The 15,205-nt window shown below is 65.6% G+C and carries 16 protein-coding genes; 13 read left to right on the top strand and 3 right to left on the bottom strand.

The window, feature by feature from the left end; genetic code table 11:
* Positions 1–57: 57 nt before the first annotated feature.
* From FAZ98_RS27315 to FAZ98_RS27280, 8 genes are read left to right on the top strand one after another with little or no spacing between them, the layout of a single operon-like run.
* Positions 58–1,074 carry a quinone oxidoreductase family protein gene (locus FAZ98_RS27315; protein WP_158955922.1) on the top strand — a complete coding sequence of 339 codons (1,017 nt, stop codon included), beginning with the start codon at positions 58–60 and terminating at the stop codon, positions 1,072–1,074.
* Positions 1,071–1,511 (top strand): PaaI family thioesterase, encoded by a 441-nt coding sequence (locus tag FAZ98_RS27310; protein ID WP_158955920.1) that lies wholly within the window; start codon positions 1,071–1,073, stop codon positions 1,509–1,511. Before FAZ98_RS27315 ends, FAZ98_RS27310 begins: the two co-directional genes overlap by 4 nt.
* A 46-nt stretch (positions 1,512–1,557) precedes the next feature.
* Positions 1,558–3,228 (top strand): ABC transporter substrate-binding protein, encoded by a 1,671-nt coding sequence (locus FAZ98_RS27305; RefSeq protein ID WP_233272860.1) that lies wholly within the window; start codon positions 1,558–1,560, stop codon positions 3,226–3,228.
* A 13-nt stretch (positions 3,229–3,241) separates the two neighbouring features.
* Positions 3,242–4,234 (top strand): ABC transporter permease, encoded by a 993-nt coding sequence (locus tag FAZ98_RS27300; RefSeq protein WP_158955916.1) that lies wholly within the window; start codon positions 3,242–3,244, stop codon positions 4,232–4,234.
* Entirely contained in the window at positions 4,231–5,124 is an 894-nt protein-coding gene (locus tag FAZ98_RS27295) for an ABC transporter permease (RefSeq protein ID WP_158955914.1), read from the top strand. Before FAZ98_RS27300 ends, FAZ98_RS27295 begins: the two co-directional genes overlap by 4 nt.
* Positions 5,125–5,163: 39 nt before the next feature.
* The gene (locus FAZ98_RS27290) at positions 5,164–6,705 is read left to right on the top strand and encodes a class I adenylate-forming enzyme family protein (protein ID WP_158955912.1); all 1,542 of its coding nucleotides are present in this window, start codon (positions 5,164–5,166) and stop codon (positions 6,703–6,705) included.
* Positions 6,702–7,532, top strand: coding sequence for an SDR family oxidoreductase (locus FAZ98_RS27285; protein WP_158955910.1), 831 nt, complete (start codon positions 6,702–6,704; stop codon positions 7,530–7,532). The genes FAZ98_RS27290 and FAZ98_RS27285 overlap by 4 nt, the downstream gene beginning before the upstream one ends.
* 16 nt (positions 7,533–7,548) lie before the next feature.
* Complete coding sequence (locus FAZ98_RS27280) at positions 7,549–9,231, top strand: ABC transporter ATP-binding protein (protein WP_158955908.1); 1,683 nt, start codon at positions 7,549–7,551, stop codon at positions 9,229–9,231.
* Between the two features lie 38 nt (positions 9,232–9,269).
* On the opposite strand, the gene FAZ98_RS27275 is transcribed toward FAZ98_RS27280, so the two are convergent.
* Positions 9,270–10,037, bottom strand: a complete 768-nt coding sequence (locus tag FAZ98_RS27275) for a GntR family transcriptional regulator (protein ID WP_233272859.1) — start codon at positions 10,035–10,037, stop codon at positions 9,270–9,272.
* 287 nt (positions 10,038–10,324) lie between these two features.
* Here FAZ98_RS27275 and FAZ98_RS27270 point away from each other — a divergent pair, with 287 nt between their 5' ends.
* The 4 genes from FAZ98_RS27270 to FAZ98_RS27255 all read left to right on the top strand — a co-directional run bounded on the left by FAZ98_RS27270 (position 10,325) and on the right by FAZ98_RS27255 (position 12,436).
* On the top strand, positions 10,325–10,504 hold the full coding sequence (locus tag FAZ98_RS27270; RefSeq protein ID WP_158955906.1) for a hypothetical protein: 180 nt from the start codon (positions 10,325–10,327) through the stop codon (positions 10,502–10,504).
* Positions 10,501–10,734 (top strand): DUF6726 family protein, encoded by a 234-nt coding sequence (locus tag FAZ98_RS27265; protein ID WP_158955904.1) that lies wholly within the window; start codon positions 10,501–10,503, stop codon positions 10,732–10,734. The genes FAZ98_RS27270 and FAZ98_RS27265 overlap by 4 nt, the downstream gene beginning before the upstream one ends.
* A gap of 14 nt (positions 10,735–10,748) precedes the next feature.
* Positions 10,749–11,648, top strand: a complete 900-nt coding sequence (locus FAZ98_RS27260) for a hypothetical protein (protein ID WP_158955902.1) — start codon at positions 10,749–10,751, stop codon at positions 11,646–11,648.
* Positions 11,649–11,737: 89 nt separating this feature from the next.
* Entirely contained in the window at positions 11,738–12,436 is a 699-nt protein-coding gene (locus FAZ98_RS27255) for a flagellar basal body L-ring protein FlgH (RefSeq protein WP_158955900.1), read from the top strand.
* Positions 12,437–12,502: 66 nt separating this feature from the next.
* On the opposite strand, the gene FAZ98_RS27250 is transcribed toward FAZ98_RS27255, so the two are convergent.
* Both FAZ98_RS27250 and FAZ98_RS27245 read right to left on the bottom strand, forming a co-directional pair.
* Complete coding sequence (locus FAZ98_RS27250) at positions 12,503–13,237, bottom strand: response regulator (RefSeq protein WP_158955898.1); 735 nt, start codon at positions 13,235–13,237, stop codon at positions 12,503–12,505.
* Between the two features lie 83 nt (positions 13,238–13,320).
* Positions 13,321–13,914: a hypothetical protein gene (locus FAZ98_RS27245; RefSeq protein WP_233272858.1), complete on the bottom strand. Its 594-nt coding sequence runs from the start codon at positions 13,912–13,914 to the stop codon at positions 13,321–13,323.
* Positions 13,915–14,289: 375 nt separating this feature from the next.
* On the opposite strand from FAZ98_RS27245, the gene FAZ98_RS27240 reads away from it, so the two are divergent.
* Positions 14,290–15,141 carry a lysozyme inhibitor LprI family protein gene (locus FAZ98_RS27240; protein ID WP_158955896.1) on the top strand — a complete coding sequence of 284 codons (852 nt, stop codon included), beginning with the start codon at positions 14,290–14,292 and terminating at the stop codon, positions 15,139–15,141.
* Positions 15,142–15,205 lie beyond the last annotated feature (64 nt).

Below are 15,205 nucleotides of genomic sequence, written 5' to 3'. Positions count from 1 at the left end.
AGTGTCTGCTGGCTCAGCAACGCCAATCCTTCGAATTCCTAATCACTTATTGTCATCATGAAAGCAATCGTATTGCGCGAGCACGGCGGCCTCGACAAGCTCCAGCTCGAAAGCGGTTTCCCCGATCCCGTTGCCGGTCCCGGCGACGTGGTGCTGCGCGTGAAAGCCTCGTCGCTCAACTATCACGACGTGTTCACGCGGCGCGGCATGCCCGGCATCACACTGCCGTTCCCCGTCATCATCGGGCTCGACGTGGCGGGCGAGATCGTGGCCGTGGGCGAGGACGTGCGCGACTGGCAACCCGGCGACCGCGTGCTCGTGGACCCAATCGACCGCGTGAACGGCGGGCTCGTGGGCGAAACCACGCACGGCGGTCTCGCCGAACTCTGCCGCGTGCCCGCGCATCAATTGATCCGCCTGCCCGAAGGCGTGAGTTACGACGAAGCGGCCGCGCTGCCCGTGGCCTACGGCACCGCACTGCGCATGATGCGGCGTATCGGCGAAGTCAGGACGGGCGAACGCGTGCTCATTCTGGGCGCGAGCGGCGGCGTGGGCGTGTGCGCCGTGCAACTCGCCAAGCTCGCGGGCGCCGAAGTGATCGCCTGCGCGGGCACGCCCGAAAAAGGCGAGCGCCTGCGCGAACTGGGCGCGGATCACATCATTCTGTACACCGAACAGGATTTCCTCAAAGCGGTGCAGGAAAAGTTCGGCAAGCCCGCGCGGCGCCGCGGCGCCAGCGAGCGCGGCGGCGTGGACGTGGTCGTGAACTTCACCGGCGGCGACACGTGGACGCGCTCGCTGCGCTGCCTGCGCCTGGGCGGCCGCCTGCTCACCTGCGGCGCGACGGCGGGCTACGCGCCGCAGGAAGACATTCGCTATATCTGGACCTTCGAATTGCAGATTCGCGGCTCGAACGGCTGGGAACGCGAGGATCTGCACGAACTCCTCGAGCTCGTGCAGAGCAAGCAACTGCGCGTGCTGATCGACCGTAAATGGCCGCTCGAAGAGGGCGCGCAGGCACTCGCCTCGCTCGAAAACCGCGCAGTGGTCGGCAAGGTGCTGGTGGGCGCATGAGCACGACGACCGGGACCGCCCGCGCACCGGCCACGCTCACGCTGGAACAGATCCAGCAGGCGTTCGACCGTTCGCCGTATATCGCCTCGCTGCAACTGCAAGCGCTCGACGCCAACTACGACACGCAAACGCTGCGCGTGCGGATTCCGTTCCAGCCCGGCTTCGAGCGCGGCGCGGCCAGCGGTCAATGGCATGGCGGCCCGCTCGCCGCGATCATCGACACGGTGGGCGACTTCGCGGTGGGCATGCTGGTGGGCCGCGGCCTGCCGACCATCAACTTTCGCGTGGACTATCTGCGCCCCGCCATCGACACCGACCTCGAAGCGGTGGCGATCGTGCGGCGTCTGGGCCGCAGCGTGAGCGTCGCCGACGTCGAGCTTTACAACGACCAACGCGCGCTTGTCGCCATCGGCCGCGCGAGCTACGCCACGGCCTGAACGCGCGCGTCCTTTCATCACCACACCGCTACGTAGCCCTCTCGACATGAAGAAAATGCAGTCCGTATTTCACCCCGGCCGCCGCGCCTTCCTCGCGCAGTCGGCGCGCGGCACGCTCGCGGCGGGCACGCTCGGCATCGGCGGAATTAGTGTAATCGGTGGTTTAGCCAGCTCGAACGCCTTCGCGGCCGCGCCCGCCGCCGCCACGCCGCGCCGCGGCGGCACGCTGGTCGCCAGTTGGGGCGGTCTCGAACCGCAGGCGCTGTTCGTGCCCGGCGGCGGCGGTTCGAGCCCGCTGCAAACGTCGACGAAAATTCTCGAACGCCTGCTCAAGCTCGACAACGCGCTCGTGTTTCAGCCGCTGCTCGCGACCAGTGTGACGCCCTCGCCCGACTTCCAGACCTACACGATCAAGCTGCGTCCCAACGTGCGCTGGCACGACGGTCAGCCCTTCACCGCCGACGACGTGGTGTTCAACGTGCTCGAATACTGGAAGCCCATTTCGGCGGGCATCGCGCTCAAGACGCTGCAAAGCGCGCAGGCCGTGGACCCGCTCACGGTTGCACTGCGCTTTACGAAACCGGTGCCCGAGTTCTTTTTGAAGTCGGTGCTCGCAGGTCAGTATCAGGTGCTCGTGCCGAAGCATCGCTATGCGGGCAAGGACCTGCTGACGAATCCGCTCAACAACACGCCCATCGGCACCGGTCCGTGGAAATACGGTTCGTGGGTGCGCGGCAGCCGGGTGGAGTTCGCGCGCAACGAGCAGTACTGGAGCCCGAATCAGCCTTACCTCGACAAGCTCGTGATTTCCTGGTGGGGCGACGCCGCCTCGCGTTCGGCCGCACTCGAAACCGGCGAACTCGGCCTCGCTTATTCGAACCCTGTGCCCGCGCGCGACATCGACCGCCTCGTGAAAACGGGCAAAGTGGTGCTCGACACGCATGGCTACGAAGATTCCGCGTGGACCGTGACCGCCGAATTCAACCAGCGCCGCGAGCACGTGAAGCGCCGCGAAGTGCGTCAGGCGCTGCTGCATGCGATCGATCGCAAGTTCATCGTCGACACGATCTATTACGGGCGCGGCCGCCCCGCCGTCTCGCCCCTCTTCCACAGCAACCCGCTGTTCTTCACCGACGACGTGCCGAAGTACCCGTTCGACCCGAAACGCGCGGGCGCGCTGCTCGACGCCGCGGGCCTGCCGAACAAGGACGGCGGCCGCTTTACGGTGAACCTGCTCGCGGCCGCGTGGTTCGAGGAAAACGCCAAGCTCGGCCAGTATCTCAAGCAGGCGTTCGAGGATATTGGCGTGAAGGTCAAGCTCGATTCCGTGGATCGGGCCACGGCGCTCAAGCGCATTTACACCGACTACGACTACGACATCGCCATCTCGAACTTCACGGCGCCGCTCGAACCGGTGCCGGTGGTCACGCAATACTTCACCACCGACGGCATCGTCAAAGGCGCGGCCTTCCACAACGCCACCGGCTATTCGAACCCCGCGATGGACGCGCTCGTCGACAAGCTCAGCACCGAAACCAACCCCGAGAAGCGCAAGCAGCTCGCGCACGATTTCGCACGCCTCGCCTCCACCGACGTGCCGATCGTGCCGCTCGTGGAAATGCAGTCGTTCACGCTCGCACGCGCGAACCTGCGCGGCTTCACGACGAGCGCGAACGTGCAGGGCGATTCGCTGGGCACGGCGTGGCTCGCAACCTGAACGGAGCATCGCGATGCTGATACGACTGATCCTGCGCCGTTTGCTGCAAGCGGTTCCGCTGCTGCTGGGCGTGGTCGTGCTGAACTTTTTTCTGATTCACTCGGTGCCCGGCAGCTTTCTCGACGTGATGACCGCCGATCAGCAAGTCACGGACCCCGCGCTCATCGAACGTTTGCGCGTGCTCTACGGCATGGATCAGCCGTTGTGGCAGCAACTGCTGCATTACATCGGCTCCATCGCGCAGCTTGACCTCGGCTATTCGTATCGTCACAACGAGCCCGTGATCGACGTGATCGTCGAGCATTTGCCCGCCACGCTCGTGCTGATGCTCACGAGCATTGCCGTGGCGGTGATCGTCGGCGTGGGCGCGGGCATCGTCGCGGCCGTGAAGGTCAACACATGGTGGGACACGGTCGTCTCGGCCGCCGCCGTGCTGTGCTTCGCCGCGCCGAGTTTCTGGCTCGGCATCATGCTCATCATCCTGTTCGCGGTGCGGCTCGACTGGCTTCCCGTGGGCGGCATGACGACCATCGGCGCCGACTATGGCGCGGGGCTCGCCGGTTACTGGCACGCCTCGCTCGACGTCGGGCGCCATCTCGTGCTGCCCGCCGTCACGCTCGGTCTGTTCTACGCGGCCACCTACGCACGCGTGATGCGCGCTTCCATGCTCGAAGTGCACCGGCTCGACTTCGTGCGCACCGCCTACGCGAAAGGCCTCACGCGCGCCCGCGTGGTGTTTTCGCATATGGTGCGCAACGCCATGCTGCCCGTGGTCACGCTGCTCGGCATTCAACTGGGCGCGGTGCTCGGCGGCAGCATTGTCGTGGAGGCCGTATTCAGTTGGCCCGGCATTGGCGGCGTGCTGTTCGACAGCGTGACGAGCCGCAACTATCCCATCGTACTCGGCATTCTCGTACTCAGTTCGCTGCTCGTGGTGATCGCCAATCTGCTCGTCGATCTGCTCTATCTGCGGCTCGACCCGCGCATTCGCACGGAGGCGTCATGACCGCGCTCGACCCGCTCGCCACCGTTGCGACCGCAACCACTTTCGCCACGCCGCGCGAACGCCGCGCGCTCAAGCAGTTCCTGCGCCATCGCGGCGCCGTGTTCGGCGCGCTCGTTCTCGCGCTCACCGTGTTGCTCGCCGTTGCGGCGGGCTGGCTCTATCCCGGCGATCCGCTGCGCATCGTGGGCACGCCGGAGACCTGGCCATTCGACTCGCGCGCGTTTCCGCTGGGCACCGACGCGCTCGGCCGCGACATGGCCGCGCTGCTCGCACACGGCGCGCGCGCGACGCTGCTCGCGAGCCTTTGCGCGAGCCTGCTGGCGACGCTCGTGGGCTTGGCTGTCGGACTCGCCGCCGCATGGTACGGCGGCTGGATCGACGAGTTGCTGATGCGCGCGACCGAGCTGTTCCAGATCGTGCCCAACGTGGTGTTCGTGCTCACGATCGTTTCGATACTCGGGCCGCGTTTGCAGAACACCGTGATCGCGGTGGCCGTCGTCTCGTGGCCCGCCATCGCGCGGCTCACGCGCGCCGAATGCCTGAGCTTCAAGAGCCGCGACTTCGTGGCCGCGTGCCGCACGTCGGGTCTGAGCCCCTGGCGCATCGCGTTCGGCGAAATTCTGCCTAACGCGCTGCCGCCCGTGCTCGTGATGGGCTCGCTCGTGGTGGCCGGCGCGATTCTCTACGAATCGGTCGTGTCGTTCCTCGGTCTCGGCGATCCGAATCTCGCCAGTTGGGGCCGGCAAATCGGCGAAGGCCGCACGCTGATTCGTTCGTCGTGGTACCTGTGCGCCGAACCCGGCATCGCCATCATGCTGGTCGTGCTCGCGCTGAACCTGATCGGCGACGGCCTCAACGACGCGCTCAATCCCGTGTTCCGCAAGCGCTGAGCCACGGCCCGATCCAACCTCATGTAATACGGAATCCTTATGACGCACCGCTGGACCAATCTCGGCGACCTCGTCGACCGCACGCTCGATCTGCAGGCACCCGCCATCGTCGACTTGCGCAACGCCCAGCAGCCCGTGACGTGGACCCATGCCGAAGTCGACCGTCTCGCCAACGGCGTGGCTGTCGCCCTGCTCGCCCTCGGTTTGCGCGCCGGCACGCATGTGGCCATCGCCTCGCTCAATCGCGCCGAGTACGTGATCGCGTACTTCGGCATCATGCGCGCGGGCCTTGTGGCCGTGCCCATCAACATCAAGCAGTCGGAAGAGAATCTCGACTACGTGTTGCGCGACGCGGACGTGGCGCTCGCCTTCGTCGATGCCGATCGTCACGCCTTGCTCGCCGCGCGCGTACCCGTGATCGATTTCGACGATACCGGTCCCGCGGGCTTTGCCGCGCAGATTCGTCCCGCCGATTTCGCAGCGGTGGCCGCGCCCGCCGATCAGGTCGCGCAAATGCTTTATACGTCGGGCTCCACCGGCAAGCCCAAAGGCGTGCCGCTCACGCACGCGGGGCAACTCTGGGCGCTCGCCGCCACCTACGCGAAGCCTGCCGACCCCTCGGCCGAGCGCTATCTGCTCGCGCAACCGCTGTTCCATATGAACGGCCTGTTCATGGCGAAGCGCGCGTTTTCCGTGAACGGTCTGCTCGTGATCCAGCCGGGCTTCGAAGTGGGCGCCTATGTCGATGCGCTCGAACGCTATCGCATCACCGTGCTCGCCGCCGTACCGACCATGTTCGCGCGCATCGTCAAGGACGCGGCGTATCACGAGGGCCGCGACTTCTCGGCACTCACGCGCATCATGCTGGGTTCCGCACCCATGAGCCTCGCGTTATTCGAGCGCATTCAGGCCGCCTTTCCGCACGCGCGCATCGTGCACGGCTACGGCACGACCGAAGCCGGGCCCAGCGTGTTCGGCCCGCATCCGCACGGCTTGCCGACGCCGCCGCTCGCGCTCGGCTATCCGTTGTTCGAGGACCACGTGCGGCTCGTGAACGGCGCGACCGACCGCGAGGGCGTGCTGCTCATGCGCAATCCCGCCGTGATGCACGGTTATCACCGGCTGCCCGAAAAAAGCGCGCAAGTGCTCAACGACGGCTGGTACGACAGCGGCGACGTGATGCGCCGCGACGAGAACGGCTTCTTTTATTTCGTGGGCCGCGCCGACGACATGTTCGTGTGCGCGGGAGAAAACATCTATCCGGTCGAAGTGGAAAAGCTGCTCGAATCGCATCCCGACGTGCGCCAGGCGAGCGTCGTGCCGCTGCCCGACGAAGAACGTGCGGCCGTGCCCGTGGCGTTCGTCGTGCGTCAGCCCGGCAGTACATTGTCGGTGCACGCGCTCAAGCAGCATGCGCTCGCGCAAGGTCCTGCGTATCAGCATCCGCGCCGCGTGGCGTTCGTGGCGGACCTGCCGTGGGCAGGCACCAACAAGGTCGACCGGCACGCGCTGCTGCAACGTGCGCGCGAACTGGAAGCGGCGAACGGCTGGAGCCACGACGCGCAAGGAGTTCCCGCATGAGCGAGATCGGCAACGGCGCAGGCGGCCACCTGAGCGAGCTCCTGAGCAACCGCGTAGGCGCCCAGGCAGGCAACCTCGCGGGCAAGGTCGCGCTCGTGACAGGCGCAAGCCGCGGCATCGGGCGCGCGATCGCGTTGGCGCTCGGCCGGCGCGGCGCATGGGTCGCGGTGCATTACGGCCAGTCGCGCGAAGCCGCGCAAGCCGTGGTGCGCGAGATCGCGGCTGCGGACGGCACGGCGTTTTCGCTGCAAGCCGACCTTGCCGTGGAGAGCGGCGCTCGGCAATTGATCGACGACTTGCGCGCCGCCTTGCTCGAACGCGGTGTGACCGAATCATTCGACATCCTGATCAATAACGCGGGTGAAGGCCTGCGTGCGCCAATCGGCGAAGTGCGCAGCGAAGATTACGACCGCATCATGCAGGTCAATCTCAAGACGCCGTTCTTCCTGATCCAGCACGCACTCCCTTTGCTGCGTAACAACGGACGCATTGTGAATATTTCGTCGATGGGCACGCGCGCCGCGTATCCGCGCATGAGCGTCTATGCGCCTGCAAAAGCCGGGCTCGAAGCGCTCACGCTGCTGCTGGCCGCCGAACTAGGCGCGCGCGGCATCACCGTGAACGCCGTGCTGCCCGGCGCCACCGCCACCGACCTGAACCGCGACGCCCGCGACCCCGTGGCGAGCCGTGCCATTGCACAGTCCATCGCGCTCGGCCGCGTGGGCCAACCCGACGACATCGCCGATATCGTGGCCTTTCTCGCGAGCCACGAGGCGCGCTGGATCACCGGCCAGAAGATCGACGCGAGCGGCGGCCAACGCCTTTGACACTGCCTATTGCGCCATGACTACGCTACTCGACGTACGCCATCTCACGGTCGCGCTGCCCGCAGGCGCCGACCGCGCGCACGCATTGCGCGATGTTTCCTTCACGCTCGACGCGGGTGAACTGCTCTGCATGGTCGGCGAAAGCGGCTCCGGCAAGTCGATGACCGCCGGCGCGCTGCTCGGTCTGCTGCCCGAAGGCGTGACGGTGGCCGGCGGCGCGTTGCGCTGGCAGAACGACACCGATCTGCTCACGCTGCCGCGCGCCGAATTGCGACGCTGGCGCGGCAGCCGTATCGGCATGATCTTTCAGGAGCCGATGACGGCGCTCAATCCGCTGCGCACCATCGGCGACCAGATTGCCGAAGTGTTTCGCACGCACACGCGCCTTGGCCGCGCACCCATTCGCGCGCGCACGCTGGACCTGCTCGACGCCGTGCAGATTCCCGATCCCGCTCAAACGCTGCGGCGCTACCCGCATGAACTTTCCGGCGGCCAGCGCCAGCGCGCGATGATCGCCATGGCGCTCGCGCTCGAACCGCAATTGCTGATTGCCGACGAACCGACCACGGCGCTCGACGTCACCACGCAGGCGCAAATCCTGCATCTGATCCGCGACCTGCAACGCCGCAACGGCACAGCCGTGCTGTTCATCACGCACGATTTCGGCGTGGTGGCCGAGATCGCCGATCGCATCGCGGTAATGCGTCAAGGCGAACTCGTCGAACTCGGCGCGGCCAGCGACGTGCTCAACCGGCCGCGCCACGTGTACACGCAAACGCTGATCGACGCGGTGCCGCCCTTGCCTTCGCACGAGAGCACACAGGCCGCGCCTGCCGCCCGAGCCGCGACGCCCGCCGTGGAAGACAAGCCAGCGATTCTGAACGTCCACGCCGTGTCGAAAACGTACCGCTCGCGCGTGCGCCGCGCTGTGCGCACCGCCGCGTTGCGCGACGTCTCGTTCGCGCTGGCGCGGGGTTCGACGCTCGGCATCGTTGGCGAAAGCGGCTCGGGCAAATCCACACTCGCGCGTACCCTCATGGGTCTGCTCGCGCCCGACGCCGGCTCGATCGACTACGACGGCGACGACCTCGCGCAACGCGCGAAATCGTCGGCGCAACGCGCGCATCGGCTCGGCGTGCAGATGGTCTTTCAGGACCCGTACGGCTCGCTGAATCCGCGCAGAACGGTGGGCGACATCGTCACGCAAGGCCCGATCGCACAAGGTGTATCCCGCGAAGCCGCGTATGCGCGCGCCCGCGAATTGTTCGCGCTCGTCGGCCTCGCCCCCGACGCGCTCGCGCGCTTTCCGCACGAATTCTCGGGCGGCCAGCGCCAACGCGTGGGACTCGCCCGCGCGCTCGCGCTCGACCCGAAAGTGCTGGTCGCCGACGAACCCGTTTCGGCGCTCGATGTGTCCGTGCAAGCGCAGGTGTTGCGACTGCTCGCGCAATTGAAGGCCGACCTCGGACTGTCGATGCTGTTCATCACGCACGATCTGCGCGTGGCCGCGCAATTGTGCGATCACATCGCCGTGATGAAGGATGGAGAGATCGTCGAATACGGCGCGGCACGCGACGTGTTCGTCGCCCCGCGCCATGCATACACGCGCGCGTTGCTCGACGCCGTGCCGGGCCGCGCCTGGAACCCGCCGAAGCGTGACGCCGAAACCGAACCCGCGCTCGTACTGGCAACGGGATAGTGCGTAGAAAAGCGCTCACGCAGCGCGGCTAACCGCGGTCAGCCGCGCAATTCGGCCACGGTGAAGGCCGGCAACACCGCGCCCGAACGCGAGAGGCTCGCATACACGCGATCCAGCGTCATTGCCCGGAAGGTTTCGATATGACGCCGCGCGATGGTTTCCGAGCGGCGCGCGTCCTTCGCCTCGAACGCCTCCACGAGCGCGTCGTGATCGTGGCGCAAGTCGGGCCGCGTGCCTTCCACGCCGAACCCCAGCGCCACGAGCCGCGACATCTCATCCATCAAGCCCGCGAGCGTGCGATACAGCCGCGTATTGCCACTCGCCTCGGCAATGGCGAGATGAAACGCGCGATTGGTGTCGAGAAATTCGTCGATCTGTTCCGAGACTTCGCGCTCCGGATGCCGCACGCGACACACGTCGTCGAGCCGCTTGAGGAGCGCGGCATCGAGCCGGCCGCAGGCGAGTCGCGCCGCGAGCGGTTCGAGTTGCACGCGCATCGCGAACACCTCTTCCACGTCGCGCACGGTAATGGGCGCGACGCGATACCCCTGGCGCGGCATGGCGCGCACGAGCCCTTCGTGCACGAGCCGCACGAGCGCGACGTGGCAACTGCTCTTGCCAAGCGCGTAACGCTCCATCAACTGACTCTCGGTGAACGTCGCGCCCGGCATGATGCGGCACGACAGCACGTCGTGGCGAATGCGCGTGTAGGCGTTGTCGCCGCGCAGCGCGGGCGTCGTGTGCGGGTCGTCGGTCATCGTGCTCGCCTTCGTGAGCGGCTCACGCGCCGCATCTGGAAACGCCATCAAGGCATCGTAGTGGTATTTCCACGCGCCGTTAAAGAACGAATCCGGCAATCGATGTACGGGATTCCGATTTGCGGGCAATACGCGTCTTTCACGACGGTATCGCTCCGCAAGGACTCGTAAGGCATTGGCCAAAGCCCCCGCTGATTTCTCCATCGTCCAAGCCCTATAGCGGCGAAGATTTGCCCCGCGTCACGAGATCTCCCTGTTCGCGTGACGCGGGGACGCGCTTCTTCTCTCTCTCGGCGCGTCCTCCTTTTCGTTTCGTTCCGCCAAGGAGGACATTCATGACCAGCCCTATCGGCTCCAGCAGCTCGCCCTTCGCGTCGGCCCTCACGTCGACGAACACCAACCGCAACAGCGGCCAGACCAATACCGGCACGTCCACCGACACGCCCGCACAACACGAAACCGTGCATCCGGCGCCGGTCGGCCCGCTCGGTCACAACATCAACACCACCGCATGACGAATTCGCTTTGGCGCAAGGCACTGCCCGCGCGCAGCCATTCCCGCGTGCCCACGTATCTCGTGCGTGCCTCGTCGGCCATTGCAATTGCTTGCCTTGCCCTGCCGCTCGAAGGTTGTGCGGCAGCGGCTCTTCCCTGCCGACTCGCTTCGGCGACGCTGAAAATCGTGCCCGTGGTCGGCCATGCCGCCTCCGTGCCGTTCGACGCGTGCGCGTCCGCGATCGACTGATTCGGGTTCACGCCATGAAACGGCCGTCACTGATCGCTCTGGCTGCTTACGCCGTCGTCGCGGCGGCCTGGGTCACCCCGCCTGTGCGCGGATACGCGGACACGCCTACGGATAGCCGCGCGGCAGCGCGCCCGGATACCCGTTTCGAAGGCCACGTGCAGCCCTTCGTCGCGCCAGGCGCAGCACCCGTCGCCCCTCCGGCGGCAGTCGCTGCGGCGGCGAAGGCTTCATCCGACGCGAAGACCCGCGTCCCCGCGAAGGCCGCGAAGGCCGCGAGCGGCGCACATGCCGTGCTGAAGCGGCGCGGCGCGCCCAGAACGCCCGCGGTCTCGACGGCCCGCGCGCGCGCAAGCGCCCCCGACGACGCGCCGTTCGCATTTCGCGGCATTCCGCTCGGCACCACGCTCGCGGCGTTGCGCGACACCAGCATGGTGCGCGCCACGCCGCACGAAAGCGAGTTGCTGTGCGAAACCGATATTGCCGGCGGCGACATCGGCATGCGTATCAAGAGCGACGCCAGCCTGACCGTGGCGTGCCGCTGGGCGCATCGCACGCATCAAGGCTGGACGCCCTCGCGCGCCGTGGTGGATGGCGTGCCGGCGCTCGATCACATTCTGCGTTTCGCGCATGCCTCGGCCACCGAACCGCTGCGGCTCTACGAGATGTCATTCGTGGTGGACGGCGGGACGGCGTTCGATTTGCGCGACCTGCTCGCGTCGCGCTACGGCAAACCGCGCGTGCTCGGCGCGCCTTCGCTGCCGTTGCTGGTTTGGGACAACGGCACGAGCACGATCACGATCTGCCTGCTGCCCGACAATCAGCGCGCGACGCTCACTTATATGCTCAAGCCCGCCGTGCCCGCCGGCAAAGGTATCGACAAGACCTTGAAGATCAGTCAGTTCGACGAGGGCTGAACGCCGCGCACACGCCTACGCATGCCGAATCGCTTTTCACGCTAGCCCACAACAAAAACCAGTCAATTTTCGCGCCCCGTCTCATCGCCATGCTTCTCAATACATCGGAATCCTCACTGTCCAGCGTCCTTCGCAGCACGCTGCTGTGCACGTCGATCGTCGCGGCGTTCTCCGGTTGCGCCACGCCGCAATCGATCGTCGACACGCCCATGACGCCGCCGCTCGCGGAACCCGCGCTCAACGTCAACACGAGCGGCTCGATCTATCAGATGGGCACTGCCATCGCGCTCTACGAAACGCCTCGGGCGCAGCGCATCGGCGACGTGCTCACGATACGGCTTTCCGAAACCTATAGCGGCAACGACACGGCCAGTGCCGCCGCCAAGCGCGACAGCGCGATCACCGCCACGGCCGCCGATCAGTCGACCGGCGCGGCCGCACGTCTCGCGCGACTGTTCAATATCGGCTCGGCGTCGACCTCGTTCAACGGCACGGGCAGCCACTCGCTCACGAGCGATATGTCGGGGACGCTGGCCGTGACGGTCATCAGCAAGACGCCCACGGGCAATCTCGTGGTGTCGGGCGAAAAGATCATCGCAATGAGCGGCGAGCACCAGCGCCTGCGTCTTTCGGGCATCGTCAATCCGAACGACGTGGAAGCCGACAACTACGTGGATTCGGGCAAGATCGCCAATGCGCGCATCGAACAGCTCGGGCACGGCATGCTCAACGACGCCACCACGGTGGGCTGGCTCCAGCGCATGTTCCTGAGCGTGCTGACGTTCTGAGTGAGTTGAAGGGAGTCGAAGAGGTGACAGGCGGGTGAGTTCGGCGAACTCACCCGTAACATTTTGTTATTCGCCGAATTGCTCGGCGTAACCCACTTCGCCATCAGGCACGAACACGTAGCCGTGTCCCCATACCGTTTGCAGATAACGCGGCTCGGACGGGTCGGTTTCGATCAAGCGGCGCAGGCGCCAGATCGCCACGTCGAGACTGCGATTGCTGTATCGCCCGTTTTCCCCATAGACGATTTCGATGATGCGCTCGCGCGAGAGCGTCGTCATGGCGTGATTGACGAACACTTTCAGAAACGCGAACTCACTCGAACGCAACGGAATCCGCTCCTCGCCGCGAAAGAGTTCGCGCGAGTGGAATTGCAGTTCGAACGGGCCGAAGCGGAACGAAGCACGGCTTTCCGGCGCGCCCGTGAGCGTGGCAATGCTGTGGCGGCGCAGAATCGAGCGAATGCGCGCGGCCAGTTCGCCCGGATCGAATGGCTTGCCCAGATAGTCGTCGGCGCCGAATTCGAGTCCCATCACGCGGTCCACGATCTCGTTGCGCGCGGTCAGCATGATGACCGGCAGGTCGTCGCCGCTCTCGCGCAGAATGCGCAACGCGCTCAATCCGTCCAGCTCCGGCATCATGATATCGAGCACGACCACCTGCGGCCGTTCGGTGCGCAAACGCTCCTGCAACGCGCGCGCAGAGGGAAGCTTCGTCACCGTGAAGCCGCGCATCTGAAGATATTCGGCCGTGACGTCACGCACGACGGGATCGTCGTCAACGAGAAAAATTGTATTTGCCATGCAGAAATCGTAAGGGACGGGCACGGGGCGGCATAGGCTGCCAGCCTTACCATTCCTTTCCCGCCGCGCGCCCGCGTGAAAGATTATTGCCCGTTAGAGGTCGAGGCCAACGTGCTGCCCAGATCCAGTTGATCGACCACCATGCCGTCGATCAAGCCCTTGAGCTTCACTGCCGCGCTCGAATAGCGGTCGGTGCCGAGCCCATGCACCTCGTAGCGCGCGGAAACGGCAATATGGTTGCGCACGAGAATGGTGAGATTGATGGTGGAGAGATAGGCGCGGCTGTCGTCGCTGAACGTCGGTCTGCCGAATTCGATCGACGCGTTATAGACAATGCGCGCGTCGCAACTCACCGGCTCCGTACCCGGGCTGTAGACGTCCGACTGCACGCCGCGCTGGGCCAGCACGAGTTGCAGCGAGGGCACGAAGTCGGCCGAGGTGACCATCGGATTGTTTTCGATGCAAACCGACGAAACATTCACCGGCCGGCCCGTAATGAACTTGGGCGACGAATAATTCGACGCCACCGCATAGCCCGCCTGGATCACCGAGCCGGTCGCGTCGGCGGCCGTGATGAGCGTCCACGCGCAGCCGTTGAGCGCGAGCGCCGCGGCGAGCGTGACGCCCAGTTTCGCCGCGCGCTCGCGGCCGGCACAGGAGAACATTTTGAGTGGCATGAGAACCGATACCCGACACGTTGACAGAGTGCCGCGCACGCACCACGCGCGCGGGCAGGACCCGGTGTGTATCTTCGCGATAAAGCGTTCCGCGCGATGGTCGAGTCATCGGGAAAACTTGAATGGCGCTTTCCACTTCTTTCTCGAATCTCTCTGGCGGTAAGACACCCGAGTGAGTTTCTCTCTCGATTCCGACCAACTCTTACCGCACACGAAAGCGGAGTAAGGCTTGGTAAGCACTGCCGCGTTCTGCCTTTTGTGTGGGGTTTTGCACAGAACTCACTGCGTTATTGTTTTCACTGCGGCGCCGTGCGCCGTGGCGATGCAGGACGAGCCGTCCCGCGCCGCCCGCCATTCAACAACATCATGCCTGCCATGAACCGAGAAACGAAAATCCGTCGCGCCCACTTCTTCCCTCGCGGCCTGAACGTCGCGGCGATCGCGCTCTTCGCGTCGCTAGCCGGCTCGCCGTTCGCGCACGCCGCGAGTTTCCATTGCCCGCACAACGCGTCGGCTTCGGAGCGTCTGGTGTGCAACGACCCCACGCTCTCCGCGCTCGACGATCAACTCGCCTCGCTCTATCGCAATGCCGTTGACGCATCGAGCGACACGACCGCGCTCGAAGCCGACCGCGTGAGCCAGTGGCAATGGCGTCAGCACAATTGCAAGGACAAGGCGTGCGTGACGGACTGGTATAACCGCCGCATTGCCGAACTTGAAGGCGACGTCAAGCACGGCAAGCAGGCCGCCGTGCAACGCGTGAAAGACGGCGTGGTCGAGCAGCATCTCGCGCCTTCCGCGCAAGACGCCGTGCTCGAAATGAAACACATCGAACCGGCGAAGGGCCAGAACGTCACGCCCGCCACGGCGGACGGTAGCAAAGGTACGACGAAAGCGGCGGCGAATACCGCGGCCGCCGACGCCTCGCTGCATCTGAAGAAAATGCCGAGCGGCATGGTGGCCGACGCGCGCGCGAAGCGTCTCGCCGAAGCGCACGCGCATCACATTCCCGCGGGCGACGTCGCGCCTTCGGCCACGGAAGCGAAAATGGCTTCGGCCAACGGCGCGTTCTCGAAGGCGGCGGGCATCGCCCCCATCGACACGCCCGTTGCGCACGACAAAAAGAACGCGGAAGAAAAGGCGCCCGAACAACCTTCGACTCACTCGCCCGCGAAAAACGAAGCGAAGACCGACACGAAGGAAGACACGTCCGTCGCGCTGAAATGAGCCGCGCGGTAAACGCAGGCAAGAAATCGTAAGATTCGCGCGTTTCGGGATTACGCCGATATCA

It is taken from the genome of Paraburkholderia acidisoli (assembly GCF_009789675.1).
In the GTDB taxonomy this organism is placed as follows: domain Bacteria; phylum Pseudomonadota; class Gammaproteobacteria; order Burkholderiales; family Burkholderiaceae; genus Paraburkholderia; species Paraburkholderia acidisoli.
Note: the sequence above shows the minus strand (reverse complement) of the source record. Positions and strands in the feature narration are given on the sequence as shown.

Excerpts from the sequence above, each read along its gene's own strand:
- FAZ98_RS27295 (WP_158955914.1), top strand. The coding sequence starts at position 4,231 with ATGACCGCGCTCGACCCGCTCGCCACCGTTGCGACCGCAACCACTTTC.
- FAZ98_RS27265 (WP_158955904.1), top strand. The coding sequence starts at position 10,501 with ATGACGAATTCGCTTTGGCGCAAGGCACTGCCCGCGCGCAGCCATTCC.
- FAZ98_RS27300 (WP_158955916.1), top strand. The coding sequence starts at position 3,242 with ATGCTGATACGACTGATCCTGCGCCGTTTGCTGCAAGCGGTTCCGCTG.
- FAZ98_RS27315 (WP_158955922.1), top strand. The coding sequence starts at position 58 with ATGAAAGCAATCGTATTGCGCGAGCACGGCGGCCTCGACAAGCTCCAG.
- FAZ98_RS27275 (WP_233272859.1), bottom strand. The coding sequence starts at position 10,037 with ATGGCGTTTCCAGATGCGGCGCGTGAGCCGCTCACGAAGGCGAGCACG.
- FAZ98_RS27305 (WP_233272860.1), top strand. The coding sequence starts at position 1,558 with ATGAAGAAAATGCAGTCCGTATTTCACCCCGGCCGCCGCGCCTTCCTC.
- FAZ98_RS27260 (WP_158955902.1), top strand. The coding sequence starts at position 10,749 with ATGAAACGGCCGTCACTGATCGCTCTGGCTGCTTACGCCGTCGTCGCG.
- FAZ98_RS27280 (WP_158955908.1), top strand. The coding sequence starts at position 7,549 with ATGACTACGCTACTCGACGTACGCCATCTCACGGTCGCGCTGCCCGCA.
- FAZ98_RS27245 (WP_233272858.1), bottom strand. The coding sequence starts at position 13,914 with ATGCCACTCAAAATGTTCTCCTGTGCCGGCCGCGAGCGCGCGGCGAAA.
- FAZ98_RS27270 (WP_158955906.1), top strand. The coding sequence starts at position 10,325 with ATGACCAGCCCTATCGGCTCCAGCAGCTCGCCCTTCGCGTCGGCCCTC.
- FAZ98_RS27240 (WP_158955896.1), top strand. The coding sequence starts at position 14,290 with ATGAACCGAGAAACGAAAATCCGTCGCGCCCACTTCTTCCCTCGCGGC.
- FAZ98_RS27255 (WP_158955900.1), top strand. The coding sequence starts at position 11,738 with ATGCTTCTCAATACATCGGAATCCTCACTGTCCAGCGTCCTTCGCAGC.
- FAZ98_RS27250 (WP_158955898.1), bottom strand. The coding sequence starts at position 13,237 with ATGGCAAATACAATTTTTCTCGTTGACGACGATCCCGTCGTGCGTGAC.
- FAZ98_RS27285 (WP_158955910.1), top strand. The coding sequence starts at position 6,702 with ATGAGCGAGATCGGCAACGGCGCAGGCGGCCACCTGAGCGAGCTCCTG.
- FAZ98_RS27310 (WP_158955920.1), top strand. The coding sequence starts at position 1,071 with ATGAGCACGACGACCGGGACCGCCCGCGCACCGGCCACGCTCACGCTG.
- FAZ98_RS27290 (WP_158955912.1), top strand. The coding sequence starts at position 5,164 with ATGACGCACCGCTGGACCAATCTCGGCGACCTCGTCGACCGCACGCTC.